Annotated in this window: 18 protein-coding genes; 2 read left to right on the top strand and 16 right to left on the bottom strand. The window is 69.8% G+C overall.

What is annotated here, in order from left to right:
- Window positions 1-1,500: 1,500 nt before the first annotated feature.
- Genes ATL45_RS39190 through ATL45_RS35020 form a run of 4 tightly spaced genes read right to left on the bottom strand, consistent with a single transcriptional unit; the run spans window position 1,501 to window position 4,084 of the window.
- Window positions 1,501-1,659, bottom strand: a complete 159-nt coding sequence (locus ATL45_RS39190) for a DUF6760 family protein (protein WP_170210435.1) — start codon at window positions 1,657-1,659, stop codon at window positions 1,501-1,503.
- Window positions 1,656-2,102 (bottom strand): hypothetical protein, encoded by a 447-nt coding sequence (locus ATL45_RS35030; RefSeq protein WP_093147006.1) that lies wholly within the window; start codon window positions 2,100-2,102, stop codon window positions 1,656-1,658. The genes ATL45_RS39190 and ATL45_RS35030 overlap by 4 nt, the downstream gene beginning before the upstream one ends.
- On the bottom strand, window positions 2,099-2,539 hold the full coding sequence (locus tag ATL45_RS35025) for a phage tail protein (RefSeq protein ID WP_093147005.1): 441 nt from the start codon (window positions 2,537-2,539) through the stop codon (window positions 2,099-2,101). Before ATL45_RS35025 ends, ATL45_RS35030 begins: the two co-directional genes overlap by 4 nt.
- Before the next feature lie 30 nt (window positions 2,540-2,569).
- Complete coding sequence (locus ATL45_RS35020) at window positions 2,570-4,084, bottom strand: phage tail sheath family protein (protein ID WP_093147004.1); 1,515 nt, start codon at window positions 4,082-4,084, stop codon at window positions 2,570-2,572.
- A 222-nt stretch (window positions 4,085-4,306) separates the two neighbouring features.
- Between ATL45_RS35020 and ATL45_RS35015 the strand changes: the two genes are divergently transcribed.
- Window positions 4,307-4,855, top strand: a complete 549-nt coding sequence (locus ATL45_RS35015) for an eCIS core domain-containing protein (RefSeq protein ID WP_093147003.1) — start codon at window positions 4,307-4,309, stop codon at window positions 4,853-4,855.
- A gap of 126 nt (window positions 4,856-4,981) precedes the next feature.
- Here the strand turns inward: ATL45_RS35015 and ATL45_RS35010 are convergent, their stop codons facing one another.
- The 5 genes from ATL45_RS35010 to ATL45_RS34990 all read right to left on the bottom strand — a co-directional run bounded on the left by ATL45_RS35010 (window position 4,982) and on the right by ATL45_RS34990 (window position 13,304).
- Window positions 4,982-6,904, bottom strand: coding sequence for a hypothetical protein (locus ATL45_RS35010; protein ID WP_143121558.1), 1,923 nt, complete (start codon window positions 6,902-6,904; stop codon window positions 4,982-4,984).
- A gap of 46 nt (window positions 6,905-6,950) precedes the next feature.
- Window positions 6,951-8,957, bottom strand: a complete 2,007-nt coding sequence (locus tag ATL45_RS35005) for an ATP-binding protein (RefSeq protein WP_093147001.1) — start codon at window positions 8,955-8,957, stop codon at window positions 6,951-6,953.
- Entirely contained in the window at window positions 8,954-9,631 is a 678-nt protein-coding gene (locus ATL45_RS35000; RefSeq protein ID WP_093147000.1) for a Pvc16 family protein, read from the bottom strand. The genes ATL45_RS35005 and ATL45_RS35000 overlap by 4 nt, the downstream gene beginning before the upstream one ends.
- A gap of 4 nt (window positions 9,632-9,635) precedes the next feature.
- Entirely contained in the window at window positions 9,636-12,569 is a 2,934-nt protein-coding gene (locus tag ATL45_RS34995) for a hypothetical protein (RefSeq protein ID WP_246025729.1), read from the bottom strand.
- Between the two features lie 114 nt (window positions 12,570-12,683).
- Window positions 12,684-13,304, bottom strand: coding sequence for a helix-turn-helix transcriptional regulator (locus tag ATL45_RS34990; RefSeq protein WP_093146999.1), 621 nt, complete (start codon window positions 13,302-13,304; stop codon window positions 12,684-12,686).
- Between the two features lie 288 nt (window positions 13,305-13,592).
- Here ATL45_RS34990 and ATL45_RS34985 point away from each other — a divergent pair, with 288 nt between their 5' ends.
- Window positions 13,593-14,870: a COG1470 family protein gene (locus ATL45_RS34985; protein ID WP_093146998.1), complete on the top strand. Its 1,278-nt coding sequence runs from the start codon at window positions 13,593-13,595 to the stop codon at window positions 14,868-14,870.
- Between the two features lie 53 nt (window positions 14,871-14,923).
- On the opposite strand, the gene ATL45_RS34980 is transcribed toward ATL45_RS34985, so the two are convergent.
- The 7 genes from ATL45_RS34980 to ATL45_RS34950 all read right to left on the bottom strand — a co-directional run bounded on the left by ATL45_RS34980 (window position 14,924) and on the right by ATL45_RS34950 (window position 22,324).
- Window positions 14,924-15,859 carry a 4-hydroxy-3-methylbut-2-enyl diphosphate reductase gene (locus tag ATL45_RS34980; protein ID WP_093146997.1) on the bottom strand — a complete coding sequence of 312 codons (936 nt, stop codon included), beginning with the start codon at window positions 15,857-15,859 and terminating at the stop codon, window positions 14,924-14,926.
- A complete protein-coding gene (locus ATL45_RS34975; protein ID WP_093146996.1) occupies window positions 15,856-16,917 on the bottom strand; it encodes a polyprenyl synthetase family protein in 1,062 nt (353 codons plus the stop codon). Before ATL45_RS34975 ends, ATL45_RS34980 begins: the two co-directional genes overlap by 4 nt.
- A gap of 74 nt (window positions 16,918-16,991) precedes the next feature.
- Window positions 16,992-17,849 carry a geranyl diphosphate 2-C-methyltransferase gene (locus tag ATL45_RS34970; RefSeq protein ID WP_093146995.1) on the bottom strand — a complete coding sequence of 286 codons (858 nt, stop codon included), beginning with the start codon at window positions 17,847-17,849 and terminating at the stop codon, window positions 16,992-16,994.
- A 13-nt stretch (window positions 17,850-17,862) separates the two neighbouring features.
- Window positions 17,863-18,927, bottom strand: coding sequence for a family 2 encapsulin nanocompartment cargo protein terpene cyclase (locus tag ATL45_RS34965; protein ID WP_093146994.1), 1,065 nt, complete (start codon window positions 18,925-18,927; stop codon window positions 17,863-17,865).
- The gene (locus ATL45_RS34960) at window positions 18,927-20,321 is read right to left on the bottom strand and encodes a family 2B encapsulin nanocompartment shell protein (RefSeq protein ID WP_256258280.1); all 1,395 of its coding nucleotides are present in this window, start codon (window positions 20,319-20,321) and stop codon (window positions 18,927-18,929) included. The genes ATL45_RS34965 and ATL45_RS34960 overlap by 1 nt, the downstream gene beginning before the upstream one ends.
- Window positions 20,322-20,730: 409 nt before the next feature.
- Entirely contained in the window at window positions 20,731-21,279 is a 549-nt protein-coding gene (locus ATL45_RS34955; RefSeq protein WP_093146993.1) for a GNAT family N-acetyltransferase, read from the bottom strand.
- A gap of 25 nt (window positions 21,280-21,304) precedes the next feature.
- Window positions 21,305-22,324, bottom strand: coding sequence for a serine/threonine protein phosphatase (locus ATL45_RS34950; protein WP_093146992.1), 1,020 nt, complete (start codon window positions 22,322-22,324; stop codon window positions 21,305-21,307).
- Between the last annotated feature and the right edge of the window lie 49 nt (window positions 22,325-22,373).

Here is a 22,373-nt window from a genome sequence, read left to right as displayed (position 1 = left end):
TGTGCGTCAGGCAACATGGGCTGATCCAGATGGATTGCTGGAGCAGTTGAGGTTCCCGCGTCGGGGGCGCGCGTTCGGGGGCTTTCTGCGCGCGCCGCCGGATCCCCGGCTTCGGAGTGCACCACTCGCTGGACGACAGCGTCCGGCGCCGATGCCGAATGACCGGACTCGGGAGGCGATGTTCGACGTACGACTGGGTTCTCGGTTCCTGGACGCGTCACCTCAGGACTCGACAGCCGCTGGACGATCGCATCCCCGGCTTCCGGGGCTGCCACCGGACGGCTGGATTCGGGAGGTGCCGCTCCTGGCATTGCGAGGGTGGAGTCGGGGAGGGAATCAAGCTGCACCACGTGGCCCGTCTCCTGAGGTGCAGAGGATCGTCCAAGCGTCGGAGCACCTGGTGGGTCGGGAGTTTCATGCACGTGCTGCCTGACTGGCCGCTGCACAGGAGGTTCCGTGCTGGTGGATTCGGGAGCGGTGCGCGGAAGACGTTGCACGGCCATCTCGGCGCTCGGACTGCTGTCATGCGCTGCCGTCCCGGCAAGTCGATCCGGAGCAGCGGCGCCCGGTGATTCTGCCGCCGTTGACTGGCGCTGCACCTCGGGAGCAGCCGCCAGCAGTGGCGCGGACTCGGGTGGATCCGGCGCACTCCCGGTGCTGACCGGAATCGCGGACTTCGGGATCTCCGGGATCGGCGCGCCGATCCCCAGACGAGGGCCAGCTCCCGACGGTGGCTCACCACCCGCCCGTTCCAGTTCCCGGGCGCCGGTAGTGGTCCTTCGCTGAACCACTGGAGTCCGTGCCTCGGGTACTGCCGCACCGCTGGCCAAAGGCATGCCCTCCGCCGGTTCGCTGGTGGGAAGCACGACGGCGGTCGGAGGAAGATCCCGCAGCGGCTCACCAGCTCCAGACGGCGTCACCTGACGCTGCACGGCCTGCGATGGAGGTACGCCCAACTGTGAATCGATGCCGTCGGAAGGCGGGCTGCTCACGACCGGCTGCGAAACGCCCGCCGGAACGCCGGATCGCGGACGAACCACGGGCACGGTCCGGACCACACGCGACTTGGCAGGCCGCGCCACGGTCAACGGCGGTGACAGCCGCCGCGGCTGCACGACCGGGACAGGAGTCCCGACGGGCTCACCAGTCCCATCGCCCGGATCGGCGGGCTCGTCACGGCGGTACCGCAACGGCAGGTCCCCGCTCACCGAACGCTGCACGTGAATACCGGCGACCGGCTGGATCAGCCCGTGCAGGATCCCGGCAGGCGCGCCGGGGTCGAGGCGGTGCCCCAGGCCGGTCAGCACGCCGTGATCGCGGAACGAGGCCACGGAGCTGCGGAACCGCTGGGCCCCGGTCACATCGCAAGACGCGCGCTGCAGCACCGAGGGATCCCGGGCCACCCGACGCCATCCGCCGTCCCAATCGGACACGGCGGCATCCGGGGCCGGTTGCGTGTCGTCGCGTCGGCGGCGGAACAGGTCCAGCAGGCCCAACGGTTCACCCCCCTTCGTTCACCCGGGTGTTGAGCTGCGCGATCTCGCGCACCCAGCGCCGGCGTTCGCGGTGGTCCAGGTCCAGGATCTCGTCGCGCGTCCAGTGGAAGTGGTAGGCGATGTACGCGACCTCCTCGTGCAGCCGGTCGGCCGCGTACGTCACGATTCCCCCAGGCGCCCACCTGCCAGGTCGACCTCGAAAGCGGTGTCGCAGGACGGGCAGGTCACCCCGGCCCTGGTGTGCCCCTCGCTGTTGATCCGCCGGTAGAAGTCCTGCAGGAACGCCACGTCGGTGGCGTACATGTTCTCCACCACGCCCGCGTGCACGTCGGTGATCTCGCCCAGCCCAGTGATCACCTGGCTGAGCAGCACCACGCTGAGGTAGGCCGGGTTCTCCTTGACCCGCAGGTCGATCTGCGGCCGGAGCTCGTCCTTCGCGGTCGCCAGCCGCATCCGGCCGCGGCGGTGCAGCGTGCCGTCGGTGTGCACGTAGCCGCGGGGCAGCTCGAACTCGAACTCGTCGTGCTGGGCCGGCGCGGACCTAGCCTGCCGGTTCTTGCCCGCGACCTCGTCGAGCTCGCCGAGCGAGGAGATGCGTCGCCTCATTCGACCTCGATCCGCTCGAAGACGATGGTGGCCTTCTCCGTCGCCGGGTTGGACTCGCCCGCGCTGACCTCCGGGCCGTCCCACTTGCTGACCCAGGCGTCGAACAGCTGCATCCGGCGCACCGTTTCGCCCTGCGAGTCCTGGATCTCGATGGTGAGGTTCTCCCGGGCGCCTTCGACGTCGCCGTCGAGCAGCGTCTTCTTGATCCAGTCGGTGAACGCCGAGCTCTTGTCCAGGCCGCGGGTGATGGTCACCTCGCCGCCCTTCTGCCCACCGGGCTGCTTCTTGTAGATCCGCTCGCCGGTCGGGGTGACCTGCGGGGTCTCGACCACGTCCTGCTCGACGGTCAGACCGCTGATCTCCTTGACCGACTCCACCGTGATGCCGCCGAGCTGGACGCCGAACCGGTGGGTGGAGAGAGTGTCGCCCTGTGCCATGACTACCCGTCGCCTTCCGCGCTGTCGGGACTACTCGCTGACCAGACTGGTGCTGTCGGAGAACTGGGAGAGCCGGAAGATCACGAACTCGGCGGGTTTGACCGGCGCGACACCGATCTCGCACACCACCTGGCCGAGGTCGATCGACTCCTGCGGGTTGTTCTCGCGGTCGCACTTGACGTAGAACGCCTCCGCCGCGGTGCGGCCGAACAGCGCGCCGTCGCGCCAGGCCTGGTGCAGGAAGGCGCTGATGTTGCGCCGGATGCTCGACCACAGCCGGTCGTCGTTCGGTTCGAACACCACCCACTGGGTGCCGATCAGGATCGACTCCTCCAGGTAGTTGAACAGCCGCCGCACGTTGAGGTAGCGCCAACCGGGGTCGGAGGAGAGCGTGCGGGCGCCCCAGATCCGGATGCCGCGCCCGGCGAACGCCCGGATGCAGTTCACCCCGATCGGGTTGAGCATGTCCTGCTCGCCCTTGCTCAGGTTGACCTCCAGGTCCACCGCGCCCCGGATGACCTCGTTCGCCGGTGCCTTGTGCACCCCGCGCTCGGCGTCGCTGCGCGCCCACACCCCGGCGACGTGCCCGCTGGGCGGGACCATCGTGTTGCGGCCGCTGGCCGGGTCGAACACCTTGATCCACGGGTAGTACAGGGTGGCGTACTTCGAGTCGTAGCCGGCCTGCTCGGACCGCCAGGCCCGGACCTGCTGGGCGTTGAGCCCGGGCGGGGCGTCCAGCAGCGCGACCCGGTCGCCCATCTGCTCGCAGTGCGAGATCGCCGCCAGCTGAACGGTCTTCACGCCTTCGGCGTCGATCAGGCCGCGCTGGTGTGCGCTCATCAGGTCGGGCACCGCGACCATGGTGATCTCGTCGATCGTCTCCAGCCCGCCGAACCCGGTCCGCGCGGCGAGGTCCCCGACGTACTCCCGTGCGTCCACAGCGGCCGGTGCCGCCGGGCTCGGTGCGGCGGCGAGCGCGACCGACTGGTTGTCCGGCCGGGTCAGCGCCGCGCTGCCGCGTTCGGTGACTTCGATGAGCTTGGACCGCTCGCGCACCTGGCTGACGACGTAGCTCTTGACGTTCTTCTTGGTGGAGACGTCGAAGGTCTCCACCACCTTGCCGCCCTGGCTGACCACCAGCCGGAACCGGTCCTCGGGCGGGTTCTCACCCTCGGCATCGGCGACCTCGACGGTGAGGTCGGCACCCGCACCGGGCAGTGCCGCGATCCGCAACCCGCCGATCTCCACCGGAGCCGGTGCGGGCTCGGCGTGTGCGGCGGTGGACGGCCCGCCGATGCGCACGACGTACGCGGCGCCGCCGCCGTTGGCGAAGTAGCCGTACACCGAGCGCCCCAGGTAGTTCTCGTCGAACCCGCCGAAGGTCTGGACGTACTGGTTCCAGTTCGTCACCAGCGTCGGCTCGTGGAACGGCCCCTGCGAAGCGAAACCGACGAAGGCGGCAACGGCGGTCCCGACCCCCTCGATCGGTCTGGCCCCGTTCTGGACCTCCTCGACGTAAACGCCAGGGGACAGGTACGACGGCATGTTCGCTCCTTCGTCTGAGGCGCTCGTGCCACCGAGCTTCGCGCCCCGCGCGGCACCCGAACAGGTCCACGCGGCCCCCACCGAGGGCAGCACCCCTGCCTCTCCGGGCAACCGGACCTTGCCTCCGGGAGCGGTTGCCCCCAGCTCTGCCCGTCCGGCCATTCCGGCGGCTCCGGTCGCGCGGTACCAGTGGTGGACAGCTATGTCGCGAGGAGGAACCCGATGCGCGAGCACGACAACGCCGAGCGGGAATCAGCGCCGAAAGCGCGGCCGGTGGAAACCGACACCACTGGTCCGGCCACCGCCCCCGGATCCGCGGCGCACGTCCTGCACCTCCAGCGAACCCTGGGAAACGCGGCAGTCGCGCGGATGATCGGCGCCCAGCACAGCGATGACGCCCAGGTGCAGAGATCCACCGTGCACGACGTGCTGCGCTCGCCAGGGCAAGCACTCGACACGTCCGTCCGCACCGACATGGAGGCCCGCTTCGGCGCGGACTTCTCCAACGTCCGCCTGCACACCGACACGACGGCCCAACGATCGGCGGCCGAGCTCGGAGCCCGCGCCTACACCTCCGGCAACCACATCGTCGTGGGATCGGGCGGCGCGGACAACCACACCCTCGCCCACGAGCTGACCCACGTCCTCCAGCAGCGCTCCGGTCCGGTGGCGGGCACCGACAACGGCGACGGCCTCAAGGTCTCCGACCCGTCGGACCGCTTCGAGCGCGAAGCCGAGGCCACCGCGCGGCGAGTCCTGGAAAATCCCTGATCCCCCGCACGGCCAGGAACGGATGCTGGTCGCAGCGAACCGCACGATTCCCATTGACCGGGAACTGTGGGTTGCGTGCTCCAGGCCAGGGAACGCCGGGGCCTGCTTCCGCGACTCAGCGCCTCTTCAGTGCAAGTACTGCTTCAAAGCGCCTTCGATCTCTTTCAAGCTCCAGAACAGCTGATTGGCGTACTCCTTGATCGACCCTCGTTGACTGTCATCGGCCGGGAGCTGCTGGTAGTAGGTGACCGTGTATGTCAGGTCGCCGATGAAATTGTCTAGATAGCCGATGACGTAATCTCGGCGCTGCTGGTCCCAATTCAATTGTTCGGCGTTGTATTCGGGATTGATCGGCTCCTCCGCTGCCCTGTTCCTCAGGGTGGTGAGTCTCTTTGCCAGGTGCTCGAGTCTGAAGAGCTCAAATTCGTTGCGCTTGATCGGATCGTCCAGGTCGTCCCCGTTGGCAATTTCGTCCAGGATCGTCTGCAGGTCGCGGAGCGCGAACCCTGATTCTTTGAAGTAGGATGTGAGCGGCTTGCCGTCGGCTGCGCTGAATCGGAGCCAGGCCTCCTTCCCGTGAAGTTCTCGGTATTCGTTGGAGTGGCGACCTGAACCGGTGCTGGTTTCGTTGATCTGAATCCTTTCGTACCCGGGTGCCATACCTCCGGATCTCGTCTTTCCGTCACTGGTGTCATGCCAGGCGGTCATTCTGCTGCCGCCGAACGCACTGCTGTCCTCGATGTAGCGCACCTTGTGGCCGATGAGCGCGACGGCTTCCAGGTTTCCGGACCGGAAGCCCAGGTGGGTGAGTCGATGTTTTCTGTGCAGGTAGTCGTACAGGCGGTACTGCCGGGTCCGGGAGTTGCCTTCCCATGCTTTCAGTTCGGCGGAGTTCTCGTTCCAGAACTCGGTGATTTCATGTATTTTGTCGGTGTTCGTTTCTCTGCGCATCTGGTCGGTCAGGCTCGACCACTTTCCTTCCTTGGTCGGGTGCTTGTCGCCAGTGATCAGGATCGTGTCGTAGTGGTTGACGGTTTGCCGGATTATTTGCCGCACACCTTCGAAGCTGGTGTCGTTCTCCATGAGTCCGCGAAGGTTCTTCCAGTTGTACTTCTTTCCGCTGAACCGCGACCACAGGACCAGCACCCGGTTCCCGGTTTCTTGCAGTCGGATGCCCTTCTTGGCGAGCCAATCGTGTATCCGGGCGTCGTTGTCCTCGACGTCGCTGCTGAGGCCGAACGAATCTCGAAGTTTATCCCGATCCGCTTCGGAGAAATTTTCTGCAACATATCTGGTGCCTGCTTCGTTGCCTTCAATGATCTCTTCTTGATTGTGGCGGTCGGTTATCCCGAACTCGTTTTCCGCTACTTCCCAGCTCTCCCTGTCGAGGGCGTGCCATTGGACCCGCGTCTCCATGCTTTCGGCGTACGCGATGTGGATGCGGCTCTGATCGATTCCGCTATCCCGGTAGAATTTCTCGATATCATGTGATTTATCGGGGGTGCGGTCCTGGGCGGTGGGATTCCTGTTGCGCCCGATCACGACCTGCATTTCCGGTTTGCTGAGCAGTGCGACAAGGATGCCGAACTGGTCTCCGGATGCGTACCCGGGCTGCTTGACGATGAGCGTTCCGGGGTGTTCTTCCGCGCCGGACGCTTCCATGTCGTAATCGGGGCGTGCTCGTTTTGCGCTGTGTTCGGCACCCTCGTTGTAGTCGGGTGAGCGGCGGCGCCTGCCGCTTACGCGTTGAACGACATCCGTGGACGGGGCGGCCGCTGATGCTCCGGCACTGTTTCCAGTGGTTCTGGTGGGATCAGCGGAGGTGCGCTCGCCGAGGGCGTCGTCGGCCGTGTGTTTTGTTCGCTGTACGAGTGCGGTTGTCCGTCTGTTGCCGAGCAGATGCTGGTAGTTGAGCACGGAGTTGGGGGAGAGAGGATTCTGGGTTTCGGCGGTTTCCGCAGCCCGCTTCGGGGTTCGTGCTCCCGCGGTTTCCGGATTCGCTTTTTTCTTGTCGGGTGACTGTGGATCTCTGCGTTCCACGTCTTTCATATGGCGCCCTTAGCAGGTAGTGGGATGGAAGCCTCATAGGGTGGAACTAATGGTTCTCGAAGTTGCTCCCCAGGGGTAGGAGGCCGAGCTTGGTGTACTCCTGGCGGATCGCCGTGATCAGGTCCGCCATGCTCACCGGTTCCGCGTTCGCCGCGGCGAGGTAGGCGGCGGTGGTGGCGCAGGAGCGGATCGAGCCGCCGGCGAGCTCGAAGCGCTCCGCGCACAGCGCCAGGTCCAGGTCTGCGGCACGGGGGAGTGCCTTGCCGAGGCAGCGGTCCCAGAGGGCTTCGCGCTGGGTTGCGTCGGGCAGGGGGAAATCCGCGATCACGTCCAGGCGGCGGGTGAAGGCTTCGTCGAGGTTCGCGCGGAGGTTCGTGGTGAGGATTGCGATGCCGTTGAAGGATTCCATGCGCTGGAGGAGGTAGGCCGACTCCACGTTGGCGTAGCGGTCGTGGGCGTCCTTCACCGCTGAGCGCTTGCCGAAGATCGCGTCGGCCTCGTCGAAGAGCAGGACTCCGTTCACGCCCGCCGCTTCGGTGAAGATGCGCTCCAGGTTCTTCTCCGTCTCACCCACGTACTTGTCCACCACTGTGGACAGATCGATGACGTAGAGGTCCATGCCCAGGTCCGCGGCGACGACCTCGGCCGACATGGTCTTGCCGGTTCCCGACTCGCCGGCGAACAGCGCGATCACACCGCGGCCCCGGCCGCCTCCCGGCCGCATGGCCCAGTCGCCGAGCACGCGGTCGCGGTGGCGGGCGCGCAGCGACAGCTCGGTCAGCTGATTGCGGGTCGGTTCGGGCAGGACCAAGTCGTCCCAGCCGACCGCAGGCGTGATGCGCCGGGCCAGACGCTCCAGACCAGCACCGTTCTGCGCTCGCACGCCCGCCTGCACGTCCGCCAGCTCCACCGGGCGTGCCTCCAGCGCCGCGAGCTGCGAGGCGACCGACGCCGCCCGGCTGATCTGATCGGGGTCGAGCTGGTAGACCGCCAGGGCATCGATGGGCGCACTTTCGGGCACCGCGAGCACCTGTCGCCATTCCCGGGCTCGCGTCTCGGGCTGAGCGGCTTCGACGCGGATCGACACCGGGCTTCGCCGGGCCCAGCCCGGGTCCCAGCTCCGCGAGCCGTGCAGGAACAGCGGAACTTCCGCCGTCGCGGCGACGACCGCGCGCAGCAGCCGCGCCCGTTCGGGCCGTTCCGGCTCCAGCTTCTCCAACGGCCCGAACACGATTCCGGCGCGACACAACCGCGCTTCCCGGACCAGCGCGGGAAGGGCGGCCTGCGGCTCAGGCTCGTCGGCCAGCTCCCCGGCAGCCAGCACCAATGCGGCACGGCCGCTCACCGCCAGTGCGTCCACCGCCACGCGGACGGTGCCCTCCACACCGTTGAGGTGCACGAACGCGACCCCGGCATCCAGCCCGGCACCGAGTCGCTTGGCCAGCGCGCCCGGCTCGCCCGGATCGGCGGGGCGCGCGAGACTGGCCGCAACGGGATCGGCGCTGTCATCGCCGAGCAGGTGCGCGACCACGCGGTCGGGGATCCGCAGCGTGCGGGAGAGGAACGGCCGATCGGGCTCCTGCACCTCCAGCAGCCCACCGGAAACCAGCGGTGCACCGGGGGAGAACCGGAACCGGCCGTCGCCCGCCGAAGGCATGCCGCACAGCTCCAGCGCCAGCCCGGTCGTCGGTCGGCGGCGGGTCACGTCGTCGTTCAGGTAGCCGTAGAGCGGTTCGAAGCGGACGTCGACCTCCGGGGCCAGCGCCACCAGCAGCAGCTCCACATCCAGTTCGCTGAGCCCGAAATCCTCTGCCAGCTGGAGCAATACCGGGACGGGCTCCGCGAGCGCGTCGAGATCCGCCGTCACCGCCTCGGGCATCCGCCACGACTTCGCCGGCGCCGCCAGGATCCGCTCGACGGCTTCTGGTGTGAGGTAGAGGCCCCGGTGCGGATCGTCCGGCTGCGGATCGACCGCCCGCCGTGCCGCCACCAGCGCCCGGACCCGTTGCTCGACCACGTTCAGCCGCGCCCACAGGTACTGCAGGCCGGTCACGGGAGCGGTCCCCGGCGACGCCGCTTCGGCTCAGGACGACGCCGCGCCGGCGCGAAACCTTCCCCTTCGGCGGTGCTCGGGCCGTCGTAGCGCAACCGACGCGGCGCATCGGCATCTGCTTGCAGCACCACGCCCTCGGTGACCGGCGGCCCGGCCGGTATCCGCTCACCCGCCAGCGGCGCCGTCACCTGAAGGTTGATCGACGGCTTGAGCTGGCCGCCCAGCGCCGACCACACGTCGGAGGCCGAACGGCCCTCCGCCATCGTTCCGCCCGCCTCGAACGCCACCGTCAGGCCGAGCTCGGCCAGCGTCCCGGTCAGCCACGCCGCCTCCAGCGCGTCGTGGCCGACCACGCAGCGCAGGACCGCCGACAGCAGCCGGTGCTCGTCCTGCGGGCGCTTCGTCCACGCCGTCACCAGGTAGGAGAGCTGGAACCAGTGCGGCGCGCCCTGCCAGCCGGTCACCGCCCCGGACTCGTCGTGCTGCTCGAACCGGCCGCTCTGCCGCAAGCCCGGTTCTTCCCTGATGTCGTAGAGGAAAACGCTGATCGTGGGCGCGTTGCGCTTGGCCGCCCAGTCCGTGGTGGGCGCTTCGAAGCCGAGCTCGACGCCCGCGCCGGGCAGGTCGTGCGCGGCCAGCAACCGGCGCAACGCCTCGTCGACCTCGTGGATCACCGGCTCACCTCCACTCCACCAGCTCGGGCGGTGCGATGGGCGAGGCGACGACCAGGAACTCCGCCGTGACCGGGCTGAAACCCGGGCCCGACGCGGTGATGGTGCGCGGCCCGACCTGGTCGTTGGGCAGGATCAGCAGCTGCGCGGCGAACCGCCCGTCCGGGGCGGGCGAGGTCGGTGCCGCTGCCGCGGTGATGCCGGGCGACCACTCCAGCCGGACCGGGATCCCGGGCGGGAAGTCGACGCCGCGCACCGAGGTCACGAACCCGGGCTCGCCGACCGCCGGGACCGCGACGATGCGGGGCTGCAGCACGCGGTAGGGGGCGGTGACGTCGTTGTCTCCGGGGTCGGCGTCCGTTCCGCTGGTCCGCAGCCTCGCCCGGATCTCCGACGTCAGAGCCGCGTCCGGAGCTAGCACCACCTGCCTGGCGAGCACACCGCCCGGCGGCAGATCGGGCAGCGCGCACTGCGCGGCCGTGCAACCGGGCGGCACGTGCACCACCGGTACTCCTGGCGGCAGGGCCATGTCCAGCACCAGCCCGGTGGCGGTGCTGCTACCGGTGTTGCGCACGGTGAAGGTCACCCCGGTCCGACCGCCCACATAGGACGTATCCGGTCCCACGGTCAGGGCGACACCGGGACTGGCCGGTGGCGGTGGAGGCGGTGGCGGCGCCGGGGTCGGCGTCACGATGATCACCGTGGTGTTGGTGTTGTCGCCCTCGTCGGTGTCGTGCACCGCGCTGGTGATGGTCCAGACGAGCCGGTGCTCGCCCACCACCACGGCGACGAGCTGCGCCGTGACCTCGACCGCATCGCCGGGTTCCAGCGTGCCGAGGGAGCACTTCTCGCCCTCGCAGGTGCCCCTGGACGACCACATGTCCGTCAGCCGCAGGCCGGGCGGGACCTGCAGGGTCGTCTCGGTGTCCGGGGCGTCGGACGGACCCTGGTTTCGCACCGTGATCGCGGCCGTGATGACTTCGCCGGGCCGGACCTGGGGTTGCTCGGGAGGAGTGTCGATGCCGAGGTCGACCGTCGGCTGCCAGGTGGGTTCCTTCTGCCGCCCGGGCAGCCTGCCGGTCAGCGAGCTCAGCTCACCGGTGGCCAGGTCCAGCACCGACAGGTGTTCCGGGGCGTTCTCGTCCGCGACCGCGCGGTGCGACAGCACGAGCCGACGGCCGTCCGCCGACCAGCTGACGTCCCTGGGTTGGAACGGTCCGTCGCCGCGGGGCTGGTCGACGCAGCTGTTCTGCCCGCGCGGCAGCAGCACCTCGCAGCTGTCGTCGTTCAAGTCCATCCGGTAGAGCCCGTCCTTCTCCCGGTTGAACACGATGCTGCGGCTGTCGGGGGCGAACACCGGGCTGTCGTCGACCACCAGGCACTCGCAGATCACGTCGCTCAGGTCCCGCTGCGAGCCGAAGGTCCGGGCGTCGGTGAGCCAGATGTGGTTCTCCCGGCGGGCCGGGTCGTCGTCGGTGGGCCTGCCGCGGCTGAACGCGAAGCTGCGGCCGTCCGGCGACCACGCGGGCTGGGTGTCGTCCAGCTGCGGGTCCGCGTTCGCCAACCGCTTGGTCACCTCGCCGGTCCGGACGTTCACCACGACGATCCGGCTCGGCCCGGGGCTGTTCAGGCCGCCGGGTGACCTGCGGGCCACGGCGATCTCCTCGCCGTCGGGCGACCACGCGGCATCGGTCTCCCAGTCACCTGCCCAGCGGTCGGCGATCGGCAGCGGCCGCGGGTCGCTGCCGTCGGAAGCGACCAGCCAGATCCGCTGGACGCGCCGCCCGCGGACGGTCTCGAAGCGGCTGACCGCGATCTGCTTGCCGTCCGGGGAGTAGCTCTGCCGCTGCGTCCACGGATCTCCCTGCTCGGGCTTGAAAAGCCGCATGGAGTCCTCGACGGCCTTGGGATCCTCGGTCAGCACGTCCGACCCGAGGTCGCGCGGATCGGTACCGTCCACCTGGACGTCCTGCAGCCGCGCGGTGTTTCGCAGCGGCGCGGTGGTGCGGGCCACCACCAGCTGTCCGCGCCACCAGGTCGGGGAGTCGACGCTGCGGTCCTCTTCCAGCAGCAGCCTCGGCGGGTTCGGGGAGTCGGCATCGGCCAGGTAGACCCGGTCGATGCCGTCCGCCGCGCCGGAGCGGGAACGCGGGCTGAGGAACAGCAGGCCCTGCCCGTCCGGCATCCACCGGGGTTCCCGGGCCTGCACGGGCAGCGGCGTTCCGGTTCCGGTCCCGCGCAGCACGCGCACGGTCTGCTCGCCGTTCACCGCGAAGGTGTAGGCGATCCGGTCCTCGTCGACCGGGTTCCAGGCCGGTTGCGTCGCGGCACCGTTCGGCTCCGCGGTCAGCTGCCGCTCGGCGCCGCCGCCGGCCGGTCGTGCGTGGATCTGCCACCGGCCGCTGGAGTTCGCGGCGTAGGCGATCCTCGTTCCGTCCGGGGAGAACGTCGGGTTCACCTCGTCGCCGGGAGTGCTGGTGAGCCGGTGCGCCTCGGACCCGTCGGTGCGCACCAGCCACACGTCGCGCTGCCCCGACGAGGCGGAGTCGAACGCCACCCAGCGGCCGTCCGGCGAGAGCTCGGGATTCGCCGCGTCGCGGCCCCGGGTGAGCCGCTGGACGTGCCCGTCGTGCGTCCGCAGGTACACCTGCGGCGCGGCTTCGTCGCGCAGGCTGGTGAACACCATCGTCCCGCCGCGGGCGGAGACGTCCTGGTCGAAGTGCTGCCGCGGCTCGCCGAACAGCGGCTCGGTCCCGCCGTACGGGCCGGCTTCGGCGATCCCCAGGCTGCGGTGCCCGGTCCCGGAGAAGGCGATGCGGGCCGGTTCGGGTGCCGGCCGCTGGTGCGGACGCGCTTCGGTGACCGGGATCGCGATCAGCCCGGAGAGCACCAGGAAGACCCCGAGCAGCGTGATTCCGAGGCGCATCGAGCCGCCGATCACGGTTGACCTCCGTCGCAGGTGATGGCTGTGCCCAGCATCCTGGCGCGGATCCGCGCGCATCCCCAGGAGCCGGCAGGCAGTTGCGCGGGCAGCCCTTCGGCCCTTTCGGGCAGCTCAGATCAGGCCGTGCCGCATGGCGTAGCCGACGGCGTGCGCCCGGTTGCGCAGCTGCAGGCGCGAGGTGACCTCCTGCAGGATGTTCTTCACCGTCCGCTCGGAGTAGGACATCTTCACCGAGATCTCCCTGGTGTCGAAGCCGTCCGCGATGAGGCGGAGGACCTCGGCCTCGCGGGTGGCCAGCGTGGAGAGCGTGTGCCCGGCCGTGGCGACGCTGCGCTGCAGCTTGCCCACGTGGTCGAGCAGCCTGCCGACCATGTCGCCGGGCAGCACGCCCTCCCCGCGGACCAGCGCCGTGATCATCCCCACCAGCCGGTCCTGGTCGGCGTCGCGCCGGCGCAGGACCGCGGCCACGCCGCACTCGATGGTGGTCTGCAGCGCGTCCTGCTCGAACTCGCCGATGATCAGCCCGGTGCGGACCGACGAGGCGCGCTGCAGGCGGCGCAGCAGCTGACCGGAGGCGTCGTCGAGCCGGTCGACCACGACCAGCGACACCTCGGCGCGCTGCTCGTCGCTGGGTCTGAGCATCTCCACCTCGGGACGCATGCGCAGCTGGTGGGTCACACCGGCCTCGAGTATCGGATCGGATGCGTAGACCGCGACAGGGATCCTCGTCATCGCCTCTCCTCGCTAGAACGCCCGTGCATCCAGTGTTGCGCGTTCTCGGGTGGGGCGGTCCGACCGTTCGGCCGCTCGCTGCGGTGCTCCATTCCGCGCTACCGCAGGGCAAATCGGGTGGTTCACGGGTGAAATCAACGACAAGGACGATGATTGTGCTTGTGGTGCAACGGGAATTCACGGTATTCGTGAAGGGCATCTGGTGATCGCCGCGGGGGCAGCAGCGTTGCCCCCGCGTTGCCCTCGCTGCTCTGCTCGCGGCAGGAGAACACGGCTACGTTCAGCGCTGTGACGCCATATGCCGAGCTCGACAGCCCGCGGGTGGAGGTAAGCCCGGGCGGGGAGGCGACCACCACCCTCGCGGTGCGCAACAACACCGACATCGTCGAGGCCTACGAGTTCGAGGTCGTGGGCGAGTGCGCTGCCTGGGTGACGGTGGAACCCGCTCGGCTGCCGCTCTACCCGGGTGCGCAGGGCGCGGTCACCCTGGTCCTGCGGCCGCCGCTGTCGGCTTCCGTGCGAGCCGGTGAGGTGCCGCTGGCGGTCCGGGTCGTCCCGGTGGAGCAGCCCGGGATGGTGGCGGTTCCGGAGACGACCGTCGTCATCGCGCCGTTCCACCGGTACCGGGCTTCGCTCAGCCCGCAGCGCCGCCGCGGGTGGCGCAGCGGCCGGTTCCAGGTGGACCTGCACAACCAGGGCAACACACCGGTCGCGATGCCGTTGGTGGCGACCGATGCGGCGGAGGACCTGCGCTTCACCTTCGACGAGGAGCGCCCCGAGCTGGAGCCGGGTGAGCGCGCCGAGCTGCGCCTGCGGGCGCGGGCGAGCGGTCTGCTGTGGTTCGGCAGACCGGTCAGCCGCCCGTTCCAGGTCACCGCCGCCGTCGAAGCGGAGACGTCCGGCGATCAGCCGCTGGTGCCGGAGGAGCTGGACGGGGAACTGGTCCAGCTGCCGCTGCTGCCGCGCTGGCTGCTCGCACTGCTCGCCCTGCTGCTGGCGCTGGTGCTGTTCTGGCTCACCCTGGGGCGCAAGGCGGTGGAGACCGCGGCGCGGGAAGCGGCCGAGCAGAAGACGATCGAGCTGGCGAAGGAGGGCAAGCTGCTCGCGCCACCGCCTCCGGAGCAGCCGAAACCGCAGGTGCCGCCGGGGGAGCAGCCCGGTGAGACACCCGGCGGGCAGCCGCCGGGCGGCCAGTCGGCGGGCGGTCAACCGGTCTCGCAGACCGTCGAGGTGCGGACCGGCTCCGGCCGCACCAACAACGGCGCCTCCGAAAGCGTCCCGGAGGGCAAGCTGTTCTACGTCACCGACCTGGTGATGGCGAACTACCAGGGCGACGAAGGCCTGCTCACCATCGAGCTCGGCGACCGCACCATCACCACGATCGCCCTGGAGACCTTCCGCAACCAGGACCTGCACTGGGTGACACCGCTGGAGGTCTCCAGCGAAGAGGTGGTCACCGTGACGGTGCGCTGCTCCCGCCCGGGCACCCCGCCCTCCGGCAGGCAGGCGGACCGCTGCGTGGAACTGGTCAACGTCAGCGGCGTGCTCCGCGACGCTCCCCGCTGAGCCGGCCGGTCCGGTGCCGGAGGAGCTTCCTGGCACCGGACCGGCCGGAACCCTCAGCCGGCGCGCAACGGCAGCGGGAGGCTGAACCGCTGGGGCTCGGGAACGCCCTGCTGGGTCTCGACCTGGTCGAAACCCAGGTCCGCCAAGCGGTCGAGGAGGTGGGTGACCAGGACTTCCGGCACCGACGCCCCGGAGGTCACGCCGACCGTCTCCGCGCCGTCCAGCCACGCCGGGTCGAGCTCGCCGGCACCGTCCACCAGGTGCGCGGCCCCGGCCCCGGCCGCCGCGGCGACCTCCACCAGGCGCCGGGAGTTGGAGGAGTTCGGCGAACCGACCACCAGCACGACGTCGCAGCGCGGCGCGACGGACTTGATGGCGTTCTGCCGGTTCTGGGTGGCGAAGCAGATGTCGTCCGACGGCGGATCGGCCAGCGCCGGGAAGCGGTCGCGGAGCACGCCGACGATCTCCATCGCCTCGTCGATGGCGAGCGTGGTCTGGCACAGCCACACCACCCGGCCCGGGTCGGGCACCTCGACCGAGGCCGCATCGCCGGTGGACTCCACCAGCCGGATCGACTCGGGCGCCTCGCCCATGATGCCGACGATCTCCTCGTGACCGGCGTGCCCGATCAGCAGGACGGTGTATCCGTCTCCGGCGAACCGCACCGCCTCCTTGTGCACCTTGCTCACCAGCGGGCACGTCGCGTCGACGACCTCCAGCCGCCGGCTGGACGCAGCCGTTCGCACGACGGGGGATACGCCGTGCGCGGAGAAGATGACGCGCGCTCCCTCCGGCACCTCCGCGACGTCGTCGACGAAGACCGCGCCCCGGGCTTCGAGCGCGGCGATGACGTGCGTGTTGTGCACGATCTGGTGCCGCACGTACACCGGCGGCCCCCAGCGCGCCAGGGCGTTCTCGACCGTCTCGATGGCCCGGTCCACGCCTGCGCAGGTCCCGCGCGACGAGGCGAGCAGCACCCGTTTGGTCATCGGTCACGCTCCACTGCTTGGTCGGCGATGGTGCGCAGCGCCTCGGCCACCTCGGTGGGCAGGTGCGGGGTTTCGAGCGCGGCGAGCGCGGCGCGGTGGTGGTCGGTGATGAGGTTCTCCACGGCGCGGACCGTCCCGGTGCTGGTCAGGATCTCCCGCACGACGTCCACTTCGGATTCGGTGATGTCCCGTTTTCCCCACAGCTGGCCGAGTTTCACCGCCTGCGGGGAACTCGCGGTGGTCAGCGCGTGGGCGATGAGCGTGGTGTGCTTGCCCTCCCTCGCATCGTCGGTCACCGCCTTGCCGGTGAGCAGCGGATCGCCGAAGACGCCCAGCAGGTCGTCGCGCAGCTGAAACGCCTTGCCCACCGGCATGCCGTAGTGGTGCAGCACCCGCGTCGCCTCGCGGGAGGCGTTGCCCGCCGCCGCACCGATCGACAGCGGCCGGTACACGGTGTAGTAGGCGGTCTTGTAGCGGATGATCATCTCGGCCAGGTCCGCGTCCGCCGACCGGGCGCCCGCCGAGTGCAGGTCCAGGTACTGGCCGATGGTGACCTCGTGCCGCATCTGCGCGATCTGCGGCAGCACCCGGCCCAGCTGCTCGGCGCTGAGCTGCGCGCAGGTGAGCTTGTCGGCCCAGGCCAGCGCGAGATCGCCGAGCACGATCGCCGCGCAGGTGCCGTACCACTCGCCGTCCTCGCCGCCGCGATCCGGGCGCAGCCCGGCCATCACCCGGTGCACCGTCGGCCTGCCCCGCCGCGTGGCGGAGCGGTCCATGACGTCGTCGTGGATCAGGATCGCGGCGTGGAACATCTCCAGCCCGGCGGCCAGCCCGATCAGCGGCGCCCGGCAGCGCGGCTGCGGATCTGCGGCCAGCCAGCCCAGGGCGCACAGGACCGGGCGGATGCGCTTGCCGCCGGTCAGCACGAAACCTTCGATCACCTCGATCATGTCGTCGGAATGCGGTTCGATCCCGCCGGCGAGCGTCGCGCGGTCGAAGAACCCCGCGAGCGCGGAGTCGACCTCGGCGCGGATCTCGTCCAGGTCCACCATGCCCATTTCCGCCCCTTAGTCTCCTTGTCCTCGCGGCGCCGGAGAGCGCGAACCCTCCGGCGCCGCCGGGCAGCACGGGTTCAGACCCGGTCCGCGGCGATGAGCAGGTACTGGAAGGCGCCGCTGGTGTAGGCCTCGATGAACGCCTCCTCGATGCCCGTCACCAGCGGCGAGCGGGCGCGCAGCCGCCAGTAGGGCAGGGTCGCCTCGGTCAGGTCCACCACCGCGGTGGGCACCAGCCGGTTGGCGGCCATCGCGCGGAAGTAGCCCGAACGCGGGTGGATGTCGCAGATGTAGTGCGCGTTGATGGTCGACACCGCTCGCGAGGGCAGGCCGTAGACGTCGTTGTAGCAACCGGTGATCGTCACGTAGCGCCCGCCGCGCGAGAGCAGCCGGGAGTGCTCGGCGAACAGGTCGGCCAGATCGGTGTACATGGTGGACTCGTTGTTCCAGATCGCCCGCATGCTGCCGGTCTCGAAACCGGTGTCGAGCATGTTGAGCTGGTGGAAGGCCACCTTGTCCGAGACGCCGCGCTGGTGCGCCTGCTCGTTGGCGAAGTCCACCTGCTTGCGGGAGATGGAGATGCCGTCCACCGAGCAGCCGAAGCGCTCGTGGGCCATGAACGAGCTGCCGCCGCGACCGCAGCCGGCGTCCATGATCCGGTGCTTCGGCTCGATCTCGCCGAGGTGGCCGAGCAGCAGTTCGGCCTGCTTGGTCTCCAGCCGGTGCAGCTCGGCGGTGATCCGCTCGCGGGCGGTGGCCGGTTCGCCCTCGGTCACCGACCAGTCCGGCTCGCCGATGCCGTAGTGGTGGTGGAAGTAGCCGTCGACCTCGCCGAGTTCGATGTTGACCGGGTTGGCCTCCTTGTTCCAGTACTCCGCGACGCTGCCCTGGTAGATGCTGCCGGCGGTGGGGTTCTGCTGGATCGTGTTGGTCATCTGGCGGGTCCTCTCACGCGGAGTGTCGGGCGGTGGTGAAGTGCCAGTGGCGGCTTCCGGCGATCCAGGCCCACAGCCCGGTCAGGAAGCGGGCGACCACCGGATCGGGGAGTGCGGCGGTGGTGCGCTCGGTGTCGTCCTCGAAGGCGCGGATCAGTTCGTTGTGCACCTCGCAGGCCTTGATGAACGCCTCGTCGAGCGGGATGCGCTCCTCCGCGGCGATCACGGCGGGCAGGTTGAACGGCAGGCCGTGCTCGCGGATCTCCCGCTCGCAGGAGGCCAGGTCGTTGTGCAGGGTGGCGATCAGCGACGCCCGCGCCGTGCAGTCCTGCACCAGCGGGTGGGCGTGCAGCGCGTCGGGCAGCTCGTAGCCGTCGAGCACGTCGGTGAGGTCCAGGCACGGGCGGAAGGAGTTCATCTGCCGGTTGGCGAGGTACTGCCACACCGGTGGCAGTCGGTTGACCAGCCGCCACCCGTTCTCGGCGTTGTAGCCGAGGTAGAGCTGGGCGATGTCGTGCCGCGTGCGCTGCGCCTGCGCCGGGCTGCTGATCCGCTTGAGGTCCTCGAAGGCCTCGTGCTGGGCGCGCAGCACCGGGTGGCCGGTGCGCTGCTCCTCCCACAGCGCCTGGTACCCGGGAGTCAGGCACGGCGCGTCGATCGCCGACTGTGCCAGCGACAGGTTCGGCCCGATCGTCTGGTCTCCTGCGTCGCGCTGGCTGTTGGTCTCGCAGAAGTAGTCGTCCACCGCGGTCTCGGCGACGATCATCTTGCCCGCCGCGGTCATCCGGTCGACGTCCTGGCTTCCCGGGTGGCACAACGTGATCCCGCGCCCCGGGTCGTGCTTGTAGACGCCCTCGACGTTCGCCGCGCTGCCCAGCCCGAGCCCGGTCATCCACTCCACGACGCGGCTGTTGATCTCGGCCGCGGCCTCGGGCCGCTCGGGCGGGGCGGGCGGGCAGTGCAGCACGGTGGTCCGCCGCTGCGTTCCCGGAGCGGTGCACGCGCTGGTCCCCTGCACACCGCCGGTGTGCGGTTGTTGCACGGGGACCGGTGTTTCGTGCGCGATGAGCTCGATCATCAGGAGTCCGTCCGGCCGATCTCGACGTGCTCCAGCAGCCCGACCGCGTCCGGCACCAGCGGCGCGACGCTGTAGTAGGAGGACACCAGGTAGCGCAGGATGGCCTGATCGGTGATGCCCATGAACCGCACGTTCAGCCCGGGCTGCACCTGGTCGGGCAGCTCGGCGGGCTGGAGGCCGACGACGCCCTGCTTCTCCTCGCCGCGGCGCATCGCGATGATCGAGGTGGTGTTGTGGTCGGTGAGGCCGATCTTGCCCAGCGGGTAGACCGGAACACCGCGCCAGGACAGCGCTTTCGACCCGTCGTCCTGCACCGCGGCGTCCACCGCCAGGCCCCGCCGGTTGCACTCCCGCAGGAACGCGGTGATCGCCTTCGGGTGCGCGAAGAACGCGTCCGTGGAGCGCCGCATGGACAGCAGGTCGTCCAGGTCGTCGGGCGTCGGCGGGCCGGTCCGGGTGGAGATCCGCTGGTCGTAGGAGGTGTTGTGCAGCAGGCCGAAGTCCGGGTTGTGCAGCAGCTCGTGCTCCTGCGTCTCGCGGATCTCCTCGACGGTGAGCCGCAGCTGCTCCTCGACCTGGTTCATCGGGTCGTTGTAGAGGTCGGCGACGCGAGTGTGCACCTGCAGCACCGTCTGCGTCAGCGACAGCTCGTACTCCCGGGGCCCGAGCTCGTAGTCGACGAACGAGCCGGGCAGCAGCGCCTCGCCGAGGTGCCCGGCGGACAACGCGATCTCGGCCTCGCCGCGCCGGTTCTGCGGCAGCGCGCGGCGCCGCGCGAAATCGTCCAGGTGCGCGCGCAGCCCCTCTTCGCTATCGAGCAGCCCGCCCAGGGCGTCCCAGTTCAGCACCATGATCGTCCCGGAGGTGGCGCAGCGCAGCGTCGCCGACCACGTCGGGTCCTCCACCCCGACCGCCTCGTCACCGACCTGGTCGCCGTCGGTGATCACGCCGAGGTGGTCGACGGTGCCGTACTCGCCGGTCGCCAGCCGCTCCACCCGGCCGTGCGCGACGACGAAGACCTCCCGGATCGGGCTGCCCTCCGCGGCGAGCACCTCGCCCGGCGTCACCTGCCGGACGGTGAACATCCCCGCCAGTCTGGTCAGGACGTCCACATCGGCGTAACCGCGCAGCGCGGCGAGCTCGGTGAGGGTCTCCGGCACGATGCGGACGTCGGTGCCCTCCTGGACGAACGACACCCGCCCGCGCCCGACCTTGATCTGCAGCCGCCGGTTCACCCGGTAGGTGCCGCTGGAGACGGTCAGCCACGGCAGCTTCCGGAGCAGGTTCCGGGAGCTGATGGACTGCATCTGCGGCGGGGTCTTCGTCGTCGTCGCGAGCAGCCGCGCCGCGCGGGTCTGCAGGGAAGAGAACTGTTCGGCAGCGGGTGAGGACACGTCACGAACCTCCCGTTGGTGTTCTTGCTCGATGCGTTGGCGGACTTCCAGCGCCGTGCTGCGGGCACGGCGAACCGGCTCTCCTTTCGCGGGAATCGAACGCGCGTCTGCCGGTGGGAAGACCGATCGGCGGCGGTGCTGGCGCATTGCGCGTCGTGATGTTCTCGCTCGTTCGGCGAGCTGGCTGCGGACTTGATCGATGCCCGAGTCTATGGGCCGGGTTTTCCGCTAGATACAGATGAAAGGGTGACCCCCGTGCCGGTGAACGTCACCCGTATCGCCGAATGATCGCAACGGCCATTTCGGAATCAGGCGAAGGAATTCGCGATTTCCGCAATTGTTTCCGGGAATGCGAGAGGTGTGATTCAGCTCCTTGCGCCCCCGCGGTCCACAGCGGAACGCCGCCGCGCTAGTCGCGTTCGGACTTGCGGGCGGCCGCGTGCAGCCGGGCCTTGGCCGGGTCGGTGGAGTGCGCCCGCACCCGGGCCTGCCGGGAGGCGCCGCTGTCGGCAGGCGCGTGGCGGACGAACAGCGTCACGGTCACGCTGTCGTTGAAGCCGCACCGCCGCATGAGATGGGCCGAAGCGGTGTTGGTCTGCTCGACGTCGGTGATCACCCGCGTCGCGCCCGCGGCGAACAGCGCCGCGCAGGACTCCTCCAGCAACGTCTTCGCGAGCCCTCTGCCCTGATGTTCGGGGTCGACGGCGAGCCACTCCACGTAACCCCAGTCGGCCCGCTCGTCGTAGGACAGCGACCCGAGCACGAACCCGGCCACCCGCCCGCCGGCCTCGGCGACCCAGCACGCATCCGGCTGGGCGTCCAGGTGGACGGCCGCACTGGACAACGACCACGAGGTGTAGGGCATCTCCGACACGTCGAAGACCCGGTTGCCCAGCTCGAGCACCCCGGGCAGGTGCGGCAACCACATCGGGACCAGATCGACATCGCTCTCGCTCATGACGACCCCGATCCTCGCCCACCCATCAGTCCCACGCCACCGGCGGCCCCAGGTACTCGGCGCTCAGATCGCCGTCGAACAACCGCCAGTAGAACGCGTTCATCCTGGCGGCCGCCGGTGCGTGCCGGGCGAGGAGCTCGCTCACGACCGGCGGCAGGCCGGGCGAGATGTGGCCGGAGGCACACCGGAGCACGTACTCGTTGCGAGCGGTGACGCCACCGCTGCCGGTGACCTGCACTCCGCAGACCTCGGTCACCAGCCAGTTCACCAACCGCATGGCAGCGTGATCCGCGTCGTGCGCAACGTGCCGCCGGGCGAAGCGGCGCTCGGCCGCGGACAGCTCGAACCGGGGAGACAGGGCCAACCCGAAGTCGGCGAGGTAGATCCGCTCGCCGTCGGTGCGCATGTTGCCGAAGTGCCCGTCCATGTGCAGCAGCCGCCGGGCGCGGAGGAACGCGACGATCCGCGAAAGCTGCTCGTCGAACGCGGATGCCCGCCCCACCGGGTCCTCGCGAAGCCAGCCGAGCAGCGGGCCCGGGAGGTGTTCGAAGAACAGCACGAGACTGCACGACGCCGCGGCCATGGCGTCGAATCGAGCGCGTACAGCCGTTGAACCGCCCATCGCCGCGACAGCCGCATCGACCTCGGTGTGCTCGGCACCGAGGGGCGCGCGGCCGGGCAGCACCCGCCAGTGGTGGAGGAGGGGGAACGAATTCGTGCGACCGGCGAGCACCCCAGCCGTGGCTGTCGTGTTCGCGGCCAGCTCGCGCCAGGCGTTGAACCCGGGGCCGCCGATGCCGTACTGGCAGTGCAGCGGCAGCTCGAACAGGTTCGCGGTCGAGAGCGGACGAGCCAGCTCCTGGTCGGTCAGCGGAATCCGCTTGACGAACACCGGCGTGCCGCCGACGTCGAGCAGCGCCGTGCCACCACCCACACCCGCCGCACCAGCCGCTGCCGATTCCACCTGAGCGAGGAGGTCCGCGTCGCTGCACGACGACAAGCGGGCCGAGATCTCCTCGTGCTGGACGTGCTTGCTGCTGATCACCCGCCCAGGATCGCACCGGCCGAACCGGCGAGCCCGCCTCCGGCAGCGG

It is taken from the genome of Saccharopolyspora antimicrobica (assembly GCF_003635025.1).
Classification (GTDB): domain Bacteria; phylum Actinomycetota; class Actinomycetes; order Mycobacteriales; family Pseudonocardiaceae; genus Saccharopolyspora; species Saccharopolyspora antimicrobica.
Note: the sequence above shows the minus strand (reverse complement) of the source record. Positions and strands in the feature narration are given on the sequence as shown.